A 14,906-nucleotide genomic window follows, 5' to 3' on the forward strand; every position below is an offset into this window, starting at 1 on the left:
AGGAAAGAATTATAGTGAAAGAAAAAATAACCGCCTTTATAAATGAGCTTATAACATACGATTATATTCTTTTTGGCGGTGCTTTTATACTCTTTATATTATTTATAATATTGGGTATTGTGCTTAGAAAAAAAACATTTTTAGCAATCTTTTTTATACTCCTTTCTTTTGTTATCCTTTTTGGTTTTCCAACAATCGGTTATGTGAAGATGCATGAGTTTTTATTTAAAAATTCTATTGAACTAGTTAGTGAAAAAAAGCTTACTTTTACAAAAGCAGTTGTTATAAATGCAACTATAACAAATGACTCAAAGCGCTATTTTAAAACTTGTAGAATTACCGCTAAAGCATATAAAGTAAGTAAAAATAAACTCAAAAGTTTTATATATTCATTTAAATCATTTAAAAAAATGTCGATTATACTTCAAGATATAGAAGTAGGTCAAACAAGAGAGTTTAAAATGTTTTTAGAACCTTTTACCTACTCAAAAAAATACCATATTTTATTAGGAGCAAAGTGTAAATGACAACACTTAATTACTGGCACTTTATTGTTATAGCTGTGATACTTTTTATTTTTGCAGGAGGTTTATACACATCAATAAAACAAGAAAATAAAAAACTTATATTTCCTATGATAATTTCTGTTTCACTTATAAGTGTCTTACTTTTAGGTTTTTCTATTGTTGTTGTTGATAAATATACAAAACTTCCTAAACTGTATAAAATGAAAAATAAAAGACTGCTAAGTATAGAAAAAGTTGTTTATACTGGCATAGTTAAAAATGAAGGTAACCATGAAATAGGTGAAGTAACTTTTGAGATAAAACTTGTAAATAAAGGTCATGTGACAGGTAATGTAAAAGGTGGATCTTACTTTAAAGCAAGTGGTTTTTTAGATTTTTTTAAAGGCGGTTCAAATATTTTGTATAAACCTCAATCAATTACAAAAGAGTTTGTTGTCGCTAGAAATCTAAAACCAGGACAAGCAAAATCTTTTAGAGTTTACTTTGATTGGCCACCTTACTTTAGAAGTGTTTCTCATTTTGCTAAGGTTTATGGACACTAGTAAAATACTTAGTATTTTAATCTTAGTGGTTTTAATGCTTTGTTAATATTTTTAACTTGTTTATTTTTATCTCTACACCAATCAGGAGATAGAAGTGAAGAGTCGTTTATACCTGCTGTAACTCTTTGAACAGAAACATTTTTAGGTTTAATTAAAATTGATTTTACTAAAGTATCGAGATACTCTTCCTCTGTAATCGGTTTAAATTTACCTTTTAAAAAATCATTTGCAAGAGCTGTTTTTTTCACTACATATAATGGATGATATTTAACAGAATCAATACCCCATTCATAGGCTTGTTTAGAAGTTTCTAGCATCATCTCTTGAGTTTCATTAGGAAGTCCAAATATAAGATGCCCACAAACATTTAGACCTTTTGCTTTAGACTTTAAAATCCATTTTTTAACATTTGCACTATCATGACCGCGATTTATTTTAGCAAGAGTTTCATCATAGACAGACTGTATGCCAAATTCTATCCAAATCTCTTTCTCTTTGTTTAATTCACATAGATAATCAAGAGTTTTATCTGTAATAGAATCAGAACGAGTTCCGATGCTAAGACCAACAACATTAGGAAATGAAAGAGCTTTATCATAAAGGGCTTTTAGAGTTTCAAAGGGAGCATAAGTATTTGTAAAAGATTGAAAATATACTAAAAACTTTTCTGCTCCGTACTCATTTTTTTGTCTTTTACTAATGGAGTTAAACTGAATCTCTAGTTGTTCAAGTTGCTTTTGTAAAAAAGGATTTTCTTTAGAATTTAGGTTTAGATGAAAACCTTTAAGCTCTTGTATTTGATTTGTACTTGCTGAAAAAGAGTCATTTTCACAAAAAGTACAACCACCTTTTGCAACTGTTCCATCTATATTTGGGCAAGTAAAGCCAGAAATGTTTATACCAACTTTGTAAACTTTACAGGCGAATTTATTTTTTAGATAGTTGCCATAAGTGTATATCTGCTCCATTTTTAATTCTTCTTTTTTAGGATGCAAAATCCTAAAAAATTCCTCTCACTAAAGCTTTGCCTACGACAAAAAACGAAACTAGATAGTTTCATCAAACTATATACTTCCCTGTAAAACAAGCGGTACAGTAGTTGTCCTGTTTACTATTTACACTTCTAAGTAGAGATGCTTCGTCTAAATAAGCTAAAGAGTCTGCTTCTATATACTTACAAATTTCATCTAGTGACATATTTGCAGCTATGAGTTTATCTTTGTTTGGAGTATCTACACCATAGTAACAAGGGTCAGTAGTTGGAGGGGAAGATACACGCATGTGAACCTCACTCGCACCAGCTTCTTTTAGCATCCTTATAATTCTTCTTGAAGTAGTTCCACGAACAATAGAATCATCAACAACTATAACTCTTTTACCTTTTATAATATCTGTCATTGGAGAGAGTTTCATTTTAACTTTTAAGTCACGCATCTCTTGAGTTGGTTCTATAAAAGTACGACCAATATAATGGTTTCTCATTATCCCCATTTCATAAGGGATACCACTTTCTTGTGCATAACCAATAGCAGAAGGAACCCCTCCATCAGGAACAGGAACAACTAAGTCTGCTTCAACAGGTTCTATTTTCGCGAGTTCTCTTCCCATATTTTTTCTTGTTTTATAAACTGACTGACCATAAACTAAAGAGTCAGGTCTAGCAAAATATACATACTCAAAAATACAATGTTTTGGAGTTGGTTCAAAGATTTTTATACTTTTAGGTTCTCGCCCTTCTTTAAAAATAAGAAGTTCACCTGGTTCTACATCTCTTACAAATTCAGCACTTACAAGGTCAAAAGCACAGGTTTCACTAGCTACAATGTAGCCACCATTTGGTAATCGTCCAAGACTAAGCGGACGAAATCCAAAACGGTCACGCATAGCAAACATTTTTGTTCTACTTAAAAAAACTAAAGAAAAAGCACCTTCAATTCTTTGAACAGCATCTATAATTCTAGGGGTTAGTTTGTCTTCTTCACTTTTAGCGATTAGATGTATAAGATTTTCTGTATCCATAAAGGTTTGAAATATCGCACCTTTTTTTATAAGGTTATTTCTAACTTCTTCTGCGTTTGTGAGGTTACCGTTATGAACTATTGCCATCTCACCTAAGTCATATCTGGCAAATACCGGTTGAGCATCTAGTATAGAGTCATCGCCAGCAGTTGAATAACGAGTATGACCAATCGCACTAGAACCACTTAGAGTTTTTAACTTAGCTTCATCAAAAACACGCATAACTAAACCACGCTTTTTAATGGTACGAAGTTTTTGTCCATCTGAAGCACTTATACCTGCGGCTTCTTGACCACGATGTTGGAGTGCATGAAGTGAAAAATAGGCTAGTTTAGAAGCTTCTTCATGTCCAAAAATTCCTACAACCGCACATTTTTCGTTAACATCTTCGCTCAATGGTTTTCCTTGTTAATCAGTAATAAATAATTAATCGAATTATACTAAATTTGTCCTAAAGTTTTTATAATTAATCTCAAAAAACTTATTTTTTGTAGCTTTAGGGGGTTGTAGGGACAGTATGTCCCTTCTATTATAATGGGCTTTGCTCATTATAATATGTAATAATTACAGTTCTAAACAATCGCTTATTGAGTAAAGTCCAGCTTGTTTATCAGCTAACCAAGCTCCTGCGCGAATAGCACCTTTAGAAAAAGTGTTTCTTGAAGTTGCGGTATGATTTAACTCTATAAATTCTCCATCATTGTAAAAACCAACAGTGTGACGACCTACAATATCTCCCCACGAAGAGCCATAACAGAGATTTCATCTTTAGTTCTTTCTCCGATATTTCCATCTCTACCGCTGATGCGAACTTTATCTAAGTCAAGTCCTCGTCCATTTGCAGCAGATTCACCAAGAGTTAGGGCAGTTCCACTAGGTGCATCTTTTTTATGTTTATGATGCATCTCTACTATTTCTATATCAAAATCTTTTAGAGCAGCTGATGCTTGAAAAACTAGCTTGTTTAGTAAAGCTACCCTAAAGACATATTTGTAGCATATAAAATCGGCATAAGTTCACTTGTTTGTTTTAAAAGATTTAGTTGGTGCGTGTTTAAACCAGTTGTACCGATGACTAAAGGTTTAGGATTTTTTATAGCTGCTTCTAAAAGTGCTTCACAAGCCTCAGGAAGAGAAAAATCTATAACTATGTCACAAGCGTCTAAAAATGAATTTATATTTGTAGATACTAAAACAGATGGATCAATAGAAAAATTTAACTCATTTCTTACAAATACACTACTTAAACTTATATCTTGTGTATTTCTTAAATCATCAATTATCAGTTGTCCAACTCTACCATTTGCACCAAATACACCAACTTTAATCATAATTTACCTTTTAGCCGTTTAGTTTTTCATCAACGAAAGAGATGACTTGAAGAGCAGCGACAGAACCATCTCCAGCAGCACTTACAACTTGTTTTGGAGCAGCTATACGCATGTCGCCAGTTGCATAAAGTCCAGCTGTTGAAGTCGCCATAGAAATATCTACTATTACTTGACCTTGCTTATTCATATCACATAAAAAACTGCCATCTTCTTGTATAAGTGCTTGGTTGTTTACATCATTTCCTACAAAAGTAAAAACTCCTGGAACATCAATGTCACGAAGTTCTCCATTGTTGTTTTTAACTCGTATGCCAGTAACACCCATTTTATCGCCATAAACTTCATCAGGAACTGAGTTTAAAACAAGCTCTATGTTTTTGGTATTTTTAAGTCTATTTACAGTGTTTGGAGCTGAGCGAAATTCATCTCTTCTGTGAATCAAATAAACTTTTGAGCAGATTTTTGCAAGGTAAAGAGCTTCTTCTAAAGCTGTATCTCCACCACCAATAACTGCAACTTCTTTTCCTTTGTAGAAAAATCCATCACAAGTAGCACAAGTGCTTACTCCTCGACCAAAAAATTCATCTTCACCAGCAAAACCTGCACGACGAGGAGATGAACCCGTTCCGATGATAACTGAATGAGCTTTGGTTGTTGCTCCACCTTCTTGATGAATAGTAAAAATATCTCCATCTTTACTAACGCGAGTAACATTTATCATTTCATGCTTTAAACCAAATTTTTGACATTGCTCAGGCCATGGCATCATTAAATCCATTCCTGTGATTTCACCAGTAACTCCAGGATAATTTTCTATTTCAGAAGAGTTCATGATTTGCCCACCAGGCATACCTTTTTCAAACATAGTTACATTCTCTAAACCACCACGAGTTGTATATAAACCAGCAGTAAGACCAGCCGGTCCTCCACCAATAATTGCACAATCTAAAATATTTGACATCAATGATTCCTTTTGTATTATAAAGTTTTTACTTGCTTAGACAATTCTTTTAAATTATCTAGTTTACGAATCATTATATTTATTATTCCCATAAAGGAACAAGTCCCTTTCTTCCGCTTTGACCGCTGTGGTCACTAAAGCTAAGCTCTAAAGAGCTAGAATTATAATGAATCAACTGTTTTAGATAACTCTTTTAAATTATCTAGTTTACGAATCATACTATCTTGTTTATAAAGAGTATCTTTTGATTTTTTAATAAAAAAGATGCAAGGGGATTCGTATATGTTAAATCTCTGTATAAATGAGAGAGAATTTTTTGTTCCACTTCTTAAAAAAGTTGTATTTTTGGAGTTTTTAAAACTTTTATTGTAGTAGTCAATAGCTAAGATTGGAAGGTTTAAATTAGTATTGGCTAACATTTCTGCTGTATTTGTAGCTCTAGAACTATAAAAAACAACTATATATTTTTCAGCACTTGGTTTAAAGATGGCTTTTTTTTCATAAAAAATCCATTTATTAAAATCAATAAACTTGTATTCTGCAAATTTGTAGTTGAAGTAAGCAAAGGCTGCTGCTATCATAGCAGAGCCAAAGAATGAAGCTAGAAGTGTAGAGAGTGAAAAGAGGCTTTTACCTCCTCTCTTTGCCACTATATAAGCTTTTTAATATTACGCTAAAAGAGCGTTTATTTTTTCTGCTAAAGCAGCTTTAGATTGTGCTCCAACAACTTGATCTACCATTTCACCATTTTTGAAAAACATGATAGTTGGGATAGAACGGATACCAAATTTAACAGCTATATCTTGCTCTTCATCAGTATTTACCTTACAGATTTTAGCTTTTCCATTAAAATCTTCAGCTAATTCCTCAATAACAGGAGCGATCATACGACAAGGTCCACACCATGGTGCCCAAAAGTCTACTAGAGATACGCCTTCGCTTAAAGTTGCTTCAAAATCTGCACCAGTTAGTTCTAAATATTTGCCCATTACAATTTCCTTTTAATAATTAATATAAGACATTATACAGATGCAATCATTAAAAATCCCTTTAGAGCTTAAGCTAAGCTAATTACTTCATAAATAGTTGTTTTTCATAGATTTATGTTATACTTATTTTTATATAAATTTACTGAAAGAAGGGTGCAAATGAAGAAGTTTTTATTTTTTATAAGTCTAGTTGGGTTACTTCAAGCTCAAGGAATAACAGGTAGTGGAGATGTTTTAGTAAATGGTGTGGCTGTAAATAAAAATACAAAAATTAAATATGGCGATACTATTGAAGTAAAAGCAAATTCAAAAGTAAAATTTAATGTAGGAAAAGATGTTTTTTTTGCAAAAAGCAATACAAAATTTAAACTTGATACCTTAGGCTCAAAAAAAAATCTTAAATGTAATAAATGGTGGAGTTATGGCTGTTTTTGGCAAAGGTAATCACGGTATAGTAACCCCAAATATGACGGCAGGAATTCGTGGAACAGGAACATTTACTCTTGTAAAAGATTCTAAAACATATTTTTGTACTTGTTATGGGCATACTGAAGTTGGAGCACATTCAAAAACAAAAAATTTAAAAGCTACTCATCACAACATGATTTGGATTACAAAAGATAAGATTTATAATACTACAGAGATGCAAAACCATAATGATGATGAATTAAGAAGTTTAGAAGCTATGGTTGGACGAGTTGTTCCCTTTGATAAGTAAAATTAAAAACTAATCATCTCTCTTTTTCTTTTTCTAAAAATGGCACATTTTGTGTAACCAACACTTTTTGCCATTTTTACTATCTCATCATTAAAAAGTCCAACTTGTTCTGGTTTATGAGCATCTGAGGCAAAACTTATAGGTATATCCATTTTAAAAATCTCTTTTAAAAGTGATGGCGAAGGGTAGGCTTCTTTTACAGGTTTTCTATATCCCGCAACATTTAACTCTATAACCATATCTGCTTTTTTTATAGCTTTTAGTGCATTTTTTGCTATGAGAGTTATATCTTTTTTTGGCATATATTTAAACACTTTTATCAAGTCTAAATGCCCTACAATATCAAAAAGTTTACAATTTGCCATCTCTTCTATTGTGTCAAAATATTTTTGCCAAATTTCATCTATATTTTGTTTTTCATAGTTTCCTATAAACTCAGGATTATCAAATCCCCACTCATCTATAAAATGAACTGAGCCTATAAGATAATCAACATCAGCATCTAGAACTCGTTTATCTATATGCCCTTTGAGATAGTCAACTTCATAGGCTAAAAGAATTTCTATTTTATCTTTATATTTTTCTTTATTTTGTAAAACAGAATTTTCATAATCTTGCATATCTGAAAAACTCATGCGATATTTTTTATCAAAATCCATTGGAGCATGATCACTAAATCCAAAATATTTTGTTTTGCATTTGATAGCTTGTTCTATGTATTGAGAAATTCCACCCTCTGCATGATTACAAAGTGTGGTATGGTTGTGTAAATCAGCTTTCATCTTATGCCTCTTACTAGATTTTTATGCTATTATAGTGACAATAAATAAATTTGACTAGGGAATTATAATGACTCAAGAAGAATTAGATGCTATGATGAATGGGGAAATTGACGATATTGAGGAGCTTGATGATGAGCTTGGAGATACTGATGAAGTAAGTTCTGATGAAATTTCTGAAGATATAAAAAACATAGAAGATGAAACGGACGGGGGTATGCCATCGGGATATAATGAAGACACCTCTCATCACTGGCCACTTCCAGCAACTGATGAAAATAAGATGGTACATCAGCTAGATGATGTAACAAAAGAGAGTGAAGAAAAAGCAAGTGAAATTTTTGACATTATTGAAAAAATTAGTAATGACTTGATGGATAAAGAAGAAAATGCAAATAGAGTTATTGAAGTATTAACTTCAAATGTTGAACTATTTAAAACTTTAAGTGAAAAATTTCCTGATGTTGAAGCTTTTAAAACACAGCTAGAAAAAAATGAATCGGCTTTAGTAGATTCTAGTGATGGCTTAGAAACACTTCAAAATAGCGGAGATGCTATTATGAGTGTTATGGATATTATGCAGTATCAAGATATTCATCGTCAAAAAATTGAACGAGTTATTAATGTAATGCGTGCACTTGCTAAATATATGAATACTCTGTTTGAAGGTAAAGTTGATGATGATAAAAGAGTTTCATCTGCAAAACATATAGTTGGTGATGAAAATAATGATGTAGCTTCAACAGATGATATAGAGGCACTTTTAGCACAGTTTGGACAATAATGCAAAAAGTAGAACTATTATCTCCAGCGGGAACGCTAGAGAAGTTAAAAATCGCACTAGACTTTGGTGCAGATGCTGTTTATGGTGGCGTTAGTCACTTTTCTCTTCGCATACGAAGTGGTAAAGAGTTTAGTATGGAGGAGTTTAAAGAAGGCATAGACTATGCTCACGCTCGTGGTAAAAAAGTATATGTTACTATCAACGGTTTTCCTTTTAACTCTCAACTTTCACTTTTAAAAAAACATATTTTAAAAATGGCAGAATTAAAACCAGATGCTTTCATAGTTGCAACTCCGGGAGTCTTGAAATTATGTAATGATTTAGCCCCACAAATTCCTTTGCATCTATCAACTCAAGCAAATGTTATGAATGTCTTAGATGCTAAAATATTTTATGATATGGGCGCTGTTCGTATTATTACAGCTAGAGAGATATCTTTAAAAGATTTAATCGCGATTAAAAAAGAACTCCCTGATTTAGAATTAGAAATATTTGTTCATGGAAGCATGTGTTTTGCATATAGCGGACGCTGTCTTATCTCAACCTTACAAAGTGGTAGAGTTCCAAATCGTGGAAGTTGCGCAAATGATTGTAGATTTCCATATGAGATCTATGCGGCAAATCCTGAAACAGGAACTTTGTTTAGACTTGAAGAAGATGAAGGTGTCGGGACATATGTAATGAATGCAAAAGATTTAAATCTTGCTTCTCATATGAAAGAGATTCTAGATAGTGGAGTTGTAGATTCTATAAAGATAGAAGGTCGTACAAAAACAGCTTACTATGCAGGTGTTACTGCAAAAGCCTATAGAATGGCACTTAACGATTACTATGATGAAAAATTTGATGATACAAAGTATCAATATGAACTTCAATCTCTACAAAATCGTGGATATACAGATGCTTACTTGATTTCTCGTCCTTTTGAAAAAAATGATACACAAAGTTTAGACTTTTCTATACAGTTAGGAACACATCAAGTGAGTGGTGTAGTAAATGAAGAGGGAACTCACTTCTTATGTAAGTACAAAACTCTACCAAATGATGAGATGGAAATAGTTGCTCCACTTGGAACTGAAATAGAGTTTGTTGATAATGAAATAGGCTCGACTTATGAGCGAGATGGAAAAAGCTACTTAAAACTAAAACAACTCTTAGCACAAAACAAAAAGATTTGGGATGAGGTTCATAGTGGAAATGTAAATCCTATAACTCTTCCAACCTCCATGCCAGCATATACATTTCTTAGAATACCTTCAGATGCACAAATGGGCACAAACCCAAAAAAGAACTAAACTAATATGAGTAATTATAAAACTCAATTACTAGAACACTTCTTAGATAGTCCTCATATTGGGATTTTAGTTGTTGATAAAAAGCGTAATAATTTATTTGTAAATAACAGATTAAATGAGATGTTTGGGTATGAAGGTGGAGAGTTAGTAAAACTAACCGCAGCGATTTTTCATACTTCTAAACAAGCTTATAAAGATTTTGGTAGAGAAGCTTTTATCTTTGTTCTTAATGGTAAACCTGTTGGAATTGACCATAAGTTTAAACGCAAAGATGGAACTACTTTTTGGGCTCATATCTCTGGAGACTTAATAGAAGAAAGAGATGAAGTTCTTTGGACGATGGTTGATATAACAAAAAGAAAAGTGTTAGAGTTAAAAAATGCTCAACAAGCTAAGATAATTGAGCAAATTCATGATTGTATAGTTTCAACTGACTTAAATGGAATTATTGTAAATTGGAATGAAGGTGCACAAGATTTATTAGAATATAAAGCAAGTGAAATTATAGGTAAACATATTACCTTCTTGTATCAAGAACAAGATTATAACAAACATTATGTAAGTATAAAAAAAGTTAAAGATACGAAAAAATACTCTTGGGAAACAAAGTTAAAAACAAAATCACAAAATATTATAGATGTTGATTTATCACTTGCACTACTAGAAGATGAAGAATTAAACCCAATTGGAATAATAAGCTATGTTAAAAATATAACAGATAAAAAGTCAGCTGAAAAAGAGTTAGCAGATACAAACCATAATCTAAAACAATACATGGATGCTATTGATAAAATAGAGATAGGAATCTTTGTTGTTAATGATGATTTTAGCGTTCGTTTCATGAACAACACTATGATAGAGTGGTTTGGTAATCAAAAAGGTAAAATTTGCTATTCAGCTGTTGCTGGTTTAGATAAGCCTTGTGCTTACTGTAAACTTAAAGAGGTGGTATATGATAATCATAAGGTTATTTATGAACCAACGACTGAGAGTGGAGAATCTTTTGATATTGTTGCTACATCTATTAAGAATTCAGATGGTACAACAAGTAAGATGGAAATTATAAGAAATGTAACAGAGCAAAAGAAAATAGCAAAAGCTTTGGAGTATCAAGCAAATCATGATGCACTAACAGGACTTCCAAATAGACTTCTATTTCATGATAGGTTAGAACAAGCCATAGAAAAAGCAAACAGAGCTAACTCTATAATGGCACTCTTTTTTATAGACCTAGACCATTTTAAAGAGATAAATGATTCTTTAGGTCATAAGGCAGGAGATGAAGTTTTAAAAGAAGTTACTTTAAGACTTGAAAAAACCATAAGAAAAGAAGATACCTTAGCCCGTTTAGGTGGAGATGAATTTACTGTTATCATAGATGATTTAAAACTAGGTCAAGATGCATCTAAACTTGCTCAAAAGATTATAGATTCTTTATCTAAACCAATGTTTGTAGATGATAATGAACTATATGTATCAAGTAGTATAGGTATTAGTCTTTTTCCAGATGATGGAAATACCGCTCAAAATCTTTTAAAATATGCAGACTCTGCAATGTACAAAGCAAAGGCAGAAGGTCGAAATAATTTTCAGTTTTACTCAGCAGAGATGACGGAGTTGGCATTTGAGAGAGTTGTAATGGAAGCGAGTTTAAGAGCAGCTTTAAAAAATGAAGAGTTTGTGGTTTATTATCAACCACAAATAGATGCACATACCAATAAGTTAGTAGGAATGGAAGCACTTGTTAGATGGAAACACGAAACAATGGGTATAGTAAGTCCTATAAAGTTTATACCATTAGCAGAATCAACAGGACTTATAGTAGAGTTAGATAGATTAGTAATGAAACAGGCGATGAATCAAATAGCTACTTGGTATAAACAAGGTCTAAATCCAGGAAGATTAGCATTAAACCTCGCTATGAAACAACTCCAACAAAAAGATTTTATAGATTTTTTAAAAACTATGATGATAGAAACAGATTGTAAATCACAATGGCTAGAGTTTGAAGTAACCGAAGGTCAGATTATGACTAATCCTGAAGAAGCCATCAAAATTTTGAACCAAATATCTGAACTTGGAATAGAGTTAGCCGTAGATGATTTTGGAACAGGTTATTCATCTTTAGCATATCTAAAAAAATTACCAATAGATAAACTAAAAATAGACCAATCATTTATACGAGATTTACCTCAAGATGAAGAAGATGCAGCAATAACAAAAGCAGTTATAGCACTTGCATCCTCACTAAATCTAAAAACAATAGCAGAAGGTGTTGAAACAAAAGAACAAAAAGATTTTTTAGTACAAAATGGTTGCTCTTGCATTCAAGGTTATTTTTATTCTAGACCTATCGCATCTAAAGAGATGGAAGATAAGTTACAAAATAAAATGATATAATTTTAAAAATAGAATAATAGGAAAAATATGAAATTTGTATCAATAATAATGGGTTCTAAGAGTGACTTTGAAGTAATGAAATCGTGCTCAGACACACTTGAAGCATTTGGTGTTAATTATGAAATGATTATATCTTCAGCTCATCGTTCACCAGAGCGTACAGCTGAGTATGTAAAAACTGCTGAGGCTAAAGGTGCTCAAGTGTTTATTGCAGCTGCTGGAATGGCTGCTCACTTAGCAGGTGTGCTTTCATCTAAAACTGTTAAGCCAATCATTGGTGTTCCTATGAGTGCATCGGCTCTTGGTGGTATAGATGCGTTACTTTCAACTGTTCAGATGCCAGCTGGTATGCCAGTTGCTACTGTTGCCATAGGAAAAGCAGGCGCAATAAACTCAGCTTATTTAGCGATGCAAATATTTGCTCTAAATAATGATGAGTTGTCTGTAAAACTCAAAGAAGACAGAATTGCAAAAGCTAAAAAAGTTGAAGTTGATTCTCTAGAAATAGAAACTATTATATCTTAAATAAATTCTTGATAAAAGGAAGTTTTGATGCAGTGGATGAGTGATGAAGAGTATAGCGAGTTAACTGGTTTAGACATTAGTGCTATTGATGACTTATGCGAACGAGGAAAATTGAGTGTAAAAGTTGAAGATGGTGTTAGAATGATTGACCCTTCTAAAGGTGCAGGAGAAGTTGTTCCCGCACAACTTAAAGAACTCTCTGCTAAAAATACTCATGAGATGATAGTTCAACCTGAATTTGTTGAAAAAACAATAGGAACTATCATTAACCTTCATGAAAAAGTTCTAGATGCTAAAGATGAAACCATTGAAGCTGTAAAAGTTGAAAATGAGTTTTTAAGAGAAGCACTAGGTTCACTTCAAGAACTTTATGATGAAGATAGAAAAACAATTGCAACACTAACAGAGCAGTTAAAACTCTCTCAACAAGAAGTTGAATTTATGCGTAGAAAATATAAGCTTATGTGGAACAAAGCCATTGATGAACACACTACATAATATATGACTATCGATGAAGCTTGCGTTGCTTGTATAATAAACCAGAGCGCTAAAGTTGCAGATGCTATAAACGCATCAACCTCTCTTAAAGATGAAATGATTTCAACTATACAAGAGATGAGTTCTAATTTCTCATATGAAGATAATCCCCCTGAAATCGCTTCTTATGTGTATGAAAAAATGGCAGAGATAGCAAACAAGACAGACCTTTATGATGAGGTAAAAGAACTATCTACTAAAAAAGCTCTTTCATTTGTTCCTCTAGTTAATGATAAAATATTTGCATCTAGCAATAAACTTTTAACAGCTACAAAAACAGCAGTTGCAGGAAATGTTATAGACTTAGCCGCTGCTGTTGAGTTTGACTTAGAAGAAGAACTCTCTAAAGTTTTTCATACAGAATTTGCACATGATGATTTTGAACTTATGAAGTATCAACTCACAAAGGCTAAGAGTGTTTTAATCATTGGCGATAATGTAGGTGAGCATATTTTTGATTATATTTTTATACAAACATTAAAAGAGTTATATCCAGATGCTTCCTACTCTTACATGGTTAGAGGAAATCCAATCATAAATGATGTGACGATGAAAGAAGCAAAAGAGGCTGGTTTTGATGAACTTTGTGAGTTAGTTGATAGTGGTGTTAATACCCCGGGATTTACTTATAATAGAGCAAATGACTATTCAAAAAAACTTTTTGATAGTGTTGATTTAGTTATAAGTAAGGGTATGGGAAATTATGAATGTATGAGTCCCTCTCATAGAAAAAATATATGTTTTTTGCTTAAAGTTAAATGTGAAGTGGTAGCAAAATCTTTAGGCAAAAATGTTGGCGATATAGTTTGTAAAGTAGTGTAAATAACTTTAGGCATAAGTCTTAAGATATTTTAATTGCTTAAAGTAACAACTTTTAGTTTAATAAATAGGTTGTCATCTTTTTTAAAAATCTCTAGTTTTGTATCAATAGGATGGTTCTCTTTGCCTAATGTTCCTTGTAAAGAGTGTAAAACATGCATAAATTTTTCTGTAAAGGGTACTTTTATATAGCTAATATGATCTTTTTTGACAATATCAGCTAAAGCACTCATTGCACAATAATAAACTCTCTTATTAATTGAACGCTGTATCATGTAATCGTGCATCATGTTAATATTATTTAAAAGAACTTCTTTTTCTATACTCTTTAATGTCTTACTCTCATGTGCTCTTTGTAGATTGTGATCTATTTCTTCTTGCACATTATGATTTGTTTTTTCTAACATTTCATTAAAGTTAGGGCAATACTTCTCTAATGTTTGTATGATTTCACTAAGTGTTGGCTCCCGACCCTCTTCATATATATATGATTTATCTTCAATATAAGAATGATCAAGTGCTTTGGTAAGTTCCACGACAATACTTAGATAAACAAATTTGTCTTCTTTGTTTTTATCTAACTCTATACCTGTGCATGAAATAATTGGCTTAGGACCTACATATTTTAAAGTCATTCTTACTCACTTATTATTATTTATTGATACTATATCATCTTTTATA

At 32.0% G+C, this 14,906-nt stretch carries 17 protein-coding genes and 1 pseudogene; 10 read left to right on the forward strand and 8 right to left on the reverse strand.

The window, feature by feature from the left end; genetic code table 11:
• The first annotated feature begins 14 nt into the window (after window positions 1-14).
• Both MOV50_RS08245 and MOV50_RS08250 read left to right on the forward strand, forming a co-directional pair.
• Window positions 15-527 carry a DUF2393 family protein gene (locus MOV50_RS08245; protein ID WP_321777433.1) on the forward strand — a complete coding sequence of 171 codons (513 nt, stop codon included), beginning with the start codon at window positions 15-17 and terminating at the stop codon, window positions 525-527.
• Window positions 524-1,069 carry a DUF2393 family protein gene (locus MOV50_RS08250; protein ID WP_321777434.1) on the forward strand — a complete coding sequence of 182 codons (546 nt, stop codon included), beginning with the start codon at window positions 524-526 and terminating at the stop codon, window positions 1,067-1,069. Before MOV50_RS08245 ends, MOV50_RS08250 begins: the two co-directional genes overlap by 4 nt.
• 8 nt (window positions 1,070-1,077) lie before the next feature.
• Here the strand turns inward: MOV50_RS08250 and MOV50_RS08255 are convergent, their stop codons facing one another.
• From MOV50_RS08255 to trxA, 6 genes and pseudogenes are all read right to left on the reverse strand, one after another.
• Window positions 1,078-2,037: a TIGR01212 family radical SAM protein gene (locus MOV50_RS08255; RefSeq protein ID WP_321779652.1), complete on the reverse strand. Its 960-nt coding sequence runs from the start codon at window positions 2,035-2,037 to the stop codon at window positions 1,078-1,080.
• A gap of 91 nt (window positions 2,038-2,128) precedes the next feature.
• Window positions 2,129-3,484: an amidophosphoribosyltransferase gene (purF, locus tag MOV50_RS08260; RefSeq protein ID WP_321777435.1), complete on the reverse strand. Its 1,356-nt coding sequence runs from the start codon at window positions 3,482-3,484 to the stop codon at window positions 2,129-2,131.
• 168 nt (window positions 3,485-3,652) lie between these two features.
• A pseudogene (gene dapB, locus MOV50_RS08265) lies at window positions 3,653-4,418 on the reverse strand (4-hydroxy-tetrahydrodipicolinate reductase).
• A gap of 10 nt (window positions 4,419-4,428) precedes the next feature.
• Window positions 4,429-5,370 carry an NAD(P)/FAD-dependent oxidoreductase gene (locus MOV50_RS08270; RefSeq protein ID WP_321779653.1) on the reverse strand — a complete coding sequence of 314 codons (942 nt, stop codon included), beginning with the start codon at window positions 5,368-5,370 and terminating at the stop codon, window positions 4,429-4,431.
• A gap of 170 nt (window positions 5,371-5,540) precedes the next feature.
• Complete coding sequence (locus MOV50_RS08275) at window positions 5,541-6,029, reverse strand: hypothetical protein (RefSeq protein WP_321777436.1); 489 nt, start codon at window positions 6,027-6,029, stop codon at window positions 5,541-5,543.
• A gap of 18 nt (window positions 6,030-6,047) precedes the next feature.
• Window positions 6,048-6,368 carry a thioredoxin gene (trxA, locus tag MOV50_RS08280; protein ID WP_321777437.1) on the reverse strand — a complete coding sequence of 107 codons (321 nt, stop codon included), beginning with the start codon at window positions 6,366-6,368 and terminating at the stop codon, window positions 6,048-6,050.
• 159 nt (window positions 6,369-6,527) lie between these two features.
• On the opposite strand from trxA, the gene MOV50_RS08285 reads away from it, so the two are divergent.
• Window positions 6,528-6,812, forward strand: coding sequence for a hypothetical protein (locus tag MOV50_RS08285; protein ID WP_321777438.1), 285 nt, complete (start codon window positions 6,528-6,530; stop codon window positions 6,810-6,812).
• On the forward strand, window positions 6,790-7,086 hold the full coding sequence (locus MOV50_RS08290; protein ID WP_321777439.1) for a hypothetical protein: 297 nt from the start codon (window positions 6,790-6,792) through the stop codon (window positions 7,084-7,086). The genes MOV50_RS08285 and MOV50_RS08290 overlap by 23 nt, the downstream gene beginning before the upstream one ends.
• Before the next feature lie 2 nt (window positions 7,087-7,088).
• Here the strand turns inward: MOV50_RS08290 and MOV50_RS08295 are convergent, their stop codons facing one another.
• Window positions 7,089-7,868, reverse strand: coding sequence for a histidinol-phosphatase (locus MOV50_RS08295; RefSeq protein ID WP_321777440.1), 780 nt, complete (start codon window positions 7,866-7,868; stop codon window positions 7,089-7,091).
• 67 nt (window positions 7,869-7,935) lie between these two features.
• Here MOV50_RS08295 and MOV50_RS08300 point away from each other — a divergent pair, with 67 nt between their 5' ends.
• From MOV50_RS08300 to MOV50_RS08325, 6 genes are read left to right on the forward strand one after another with little or no spacing between them, the layout of a single operon-like run.
• The gene (locus MOV50_RS08300; protein WP_321777441.1) at window positions 7,936-8,649 is read left to right on the forward strand and encodes a chemotaxis protein; all 714 of its coding nucleotides are present in this window, start codon (window positions 7,936-7,938) and stop codon (window positions 8,647-8,649) included.
• Window positions 8,649-9,944, forward strand: coding sequence for a U32 family peptidase (locus MOV50_RS08305; protein WP_321777442.1), 1,296 nt, complete (start codon window positions 8,649-8,651; stop codon window positions 9,942-9,944). The genes MOV50_RS08300 and MOV50_RS08305 overlap by 1 nt, the downstream gene beginning before the upstream one ends.
• Window positions 9,945-9,950: 6 nt before the next feature.
• Entirely contained in the window at window positions 9,951-12,344 is a 2,394-nt protein-coding gene (locus MOV50_RS08310; RefSeq protein WP_321777443.1) for an EAL domain-containing protein, read from the forward strand.
• 27 nt (window positions 12,345-12,371) lie between these two features.
• Window positions 12,372-12,869, forward strand: coding sequence for a 5-(carboxyamino)imidazole ribonucleotide mutase (gene purE, locus MOV50_RS08315; protein WP_321777444.1), 498 nt, complete (start codon window positions 12,372-12,374; stop codon window positions 12,867-12,869).
• Window positions 12,870-12,896: 27 nt separating this feature from the next.
• On the forward strand, window positions 12,897-13,367 hold the full coding sequence (locus tag MOV50_RS08320; RefSeq protein ID WP_321777445.1) for a DUF3972 domain-containing protein: 471 nt from the start codon (window positions 12,897-12,899) through the stop codon (window positions 13,365-13,367).
• 3 nt (window positions 13,368-13,370) lie between these two features.
• The gene (locus tag MOV50_RS08325) at window positions 13,371-14,228 is read left to right on the forward strand and encodes a damage-control phosphatase ARMT1 family protein (protein ID WP_321777446.1); all 858 of its coding nucleotides are present in this window, start codon (window positions 13,371-13,373) and stop codon (window positions 14,226-14,228) included.
• A 29-nt stretch (window positions 14,229-14,257) separates the two neighbouring features.
• Here the strand turns inward: MOV50_RS08325 and MOV50_RS08330 are convergent, their stop codons facing one another.
• Window positions 14,258-14,860: a hypothetical protein gene (locus MOV50_RS08330; RefSeq protein WP_321777447.1), complete on the reverse strand. Its 603-nt coding sequence runs from the start codon at window positions 14,858-14,860 to the stop codon at window positions 14,258-14,260.
• Window positions 14,861-14,906: the final 46 nt, after the last annotated feature.

Origin of the sequence: Sulfurimonas sp. (genome assembly GCF_029027585.1) — a bacterium.
In the GTDB taxonomy this organism is placed as follows: Bacteria; Campylobacterota; Campylobacteria; order Campylobacterales; family Sulfurimonadaceae; genus Sulfurimonas.

Excerpts from the sequence above, each read along its gene's own strand:
- MOV50_RS08285 (WP_321777438.1), top strand. The coding sequence starts at position 6,528 with ATGAAGAAGTTTTTATTTTTTATAAGTCTAGTTGGGTTACTTCAAGCT.
- MOV50_RS08255 (WP_321779652.1), bottom strand. The coding sequence starts at position 2,037 with ATGGAGCAGATATACACTTATGGCAACTATCTAAAAAATAAATTCGCC.
- MOV50_RS08300 (WP_321777441.1), top strand. The coding sequence starts at position 7,936 with ATGACTCAAGAAGAATTAGATGCTATGATGAATGGGGAAATTGACGAT.
- trxA (WP_321777437.1), bottom strand. The coding sequence starts at position 6,368 with ATGGGCAAATATTTAGAACTAACTGGTGCAGATTTTGAAGCAACTTTA.
- MOV50_RS08320 (WP_321777445.1), top strand. The coding sequence starts at position 12,897 with ATGCAGTGGATGAGTGATGAAGAGTATAGCGAGTTAACTGGTTTAGAC.
- MOV50_RS08295 (WP_321777440.1), bottom strand. The coding sequence starts at position 7,868 with ATGAAAGCTGATTTACACAACCATACCACACTTTGTAATCATGCAGAG.
- MOV50_RS08310 (WP_321777443.1), top strand. The coding sequence starts at position 9,951 with ATGAGTAATTATAAAACTCAATTACTAGAACACTTCTTAGATAGTCCT.
- MOV50_RS08290 (WP_321777439.1), top strand. The coding sequence starts at position 6,790 with ATGGCTGTTTTTGGCAAAGGTAATCACGGTATAGTAACCCCAAATATG.
- MOV50_RS08325 (WP_321777446.1), top strand. The coding sequence starts at position 13,371 with ATGACTATCGATGAAGCTTGCGTTGCTTGTATAATAAACCAGAGCGCT.
- MOV50_RS08250 (WP_321777434.1), top strand. The coding sequence starts at position 524 with ATGACAACACTTAATTACTGGCACTTTATTGTTATAGCTGTGATACTT.
- purE (WP_321777444.1), top strand. The coding sequence starts at position 12,372 with ATGAAATTTGTATCAATAATAATGGGTTCTAAGAGTGACTTTGAAGTA.
- MOV50_RS08305 (WP_321777442.1), top strand. The coding sequence starts at position 8,649 with ATGCAAAAAGTAGAACTATTATCTCCAGCGGGAACGCTAGAGAAGTTA.
- MOV50_RS08330 (WP_321777447.1), bottom strand. The coding sequence starts at position 14,860 with ATGACTTTAAAATATGTAGGTCCTAAGCCAATTATTTCATGCACAGGT.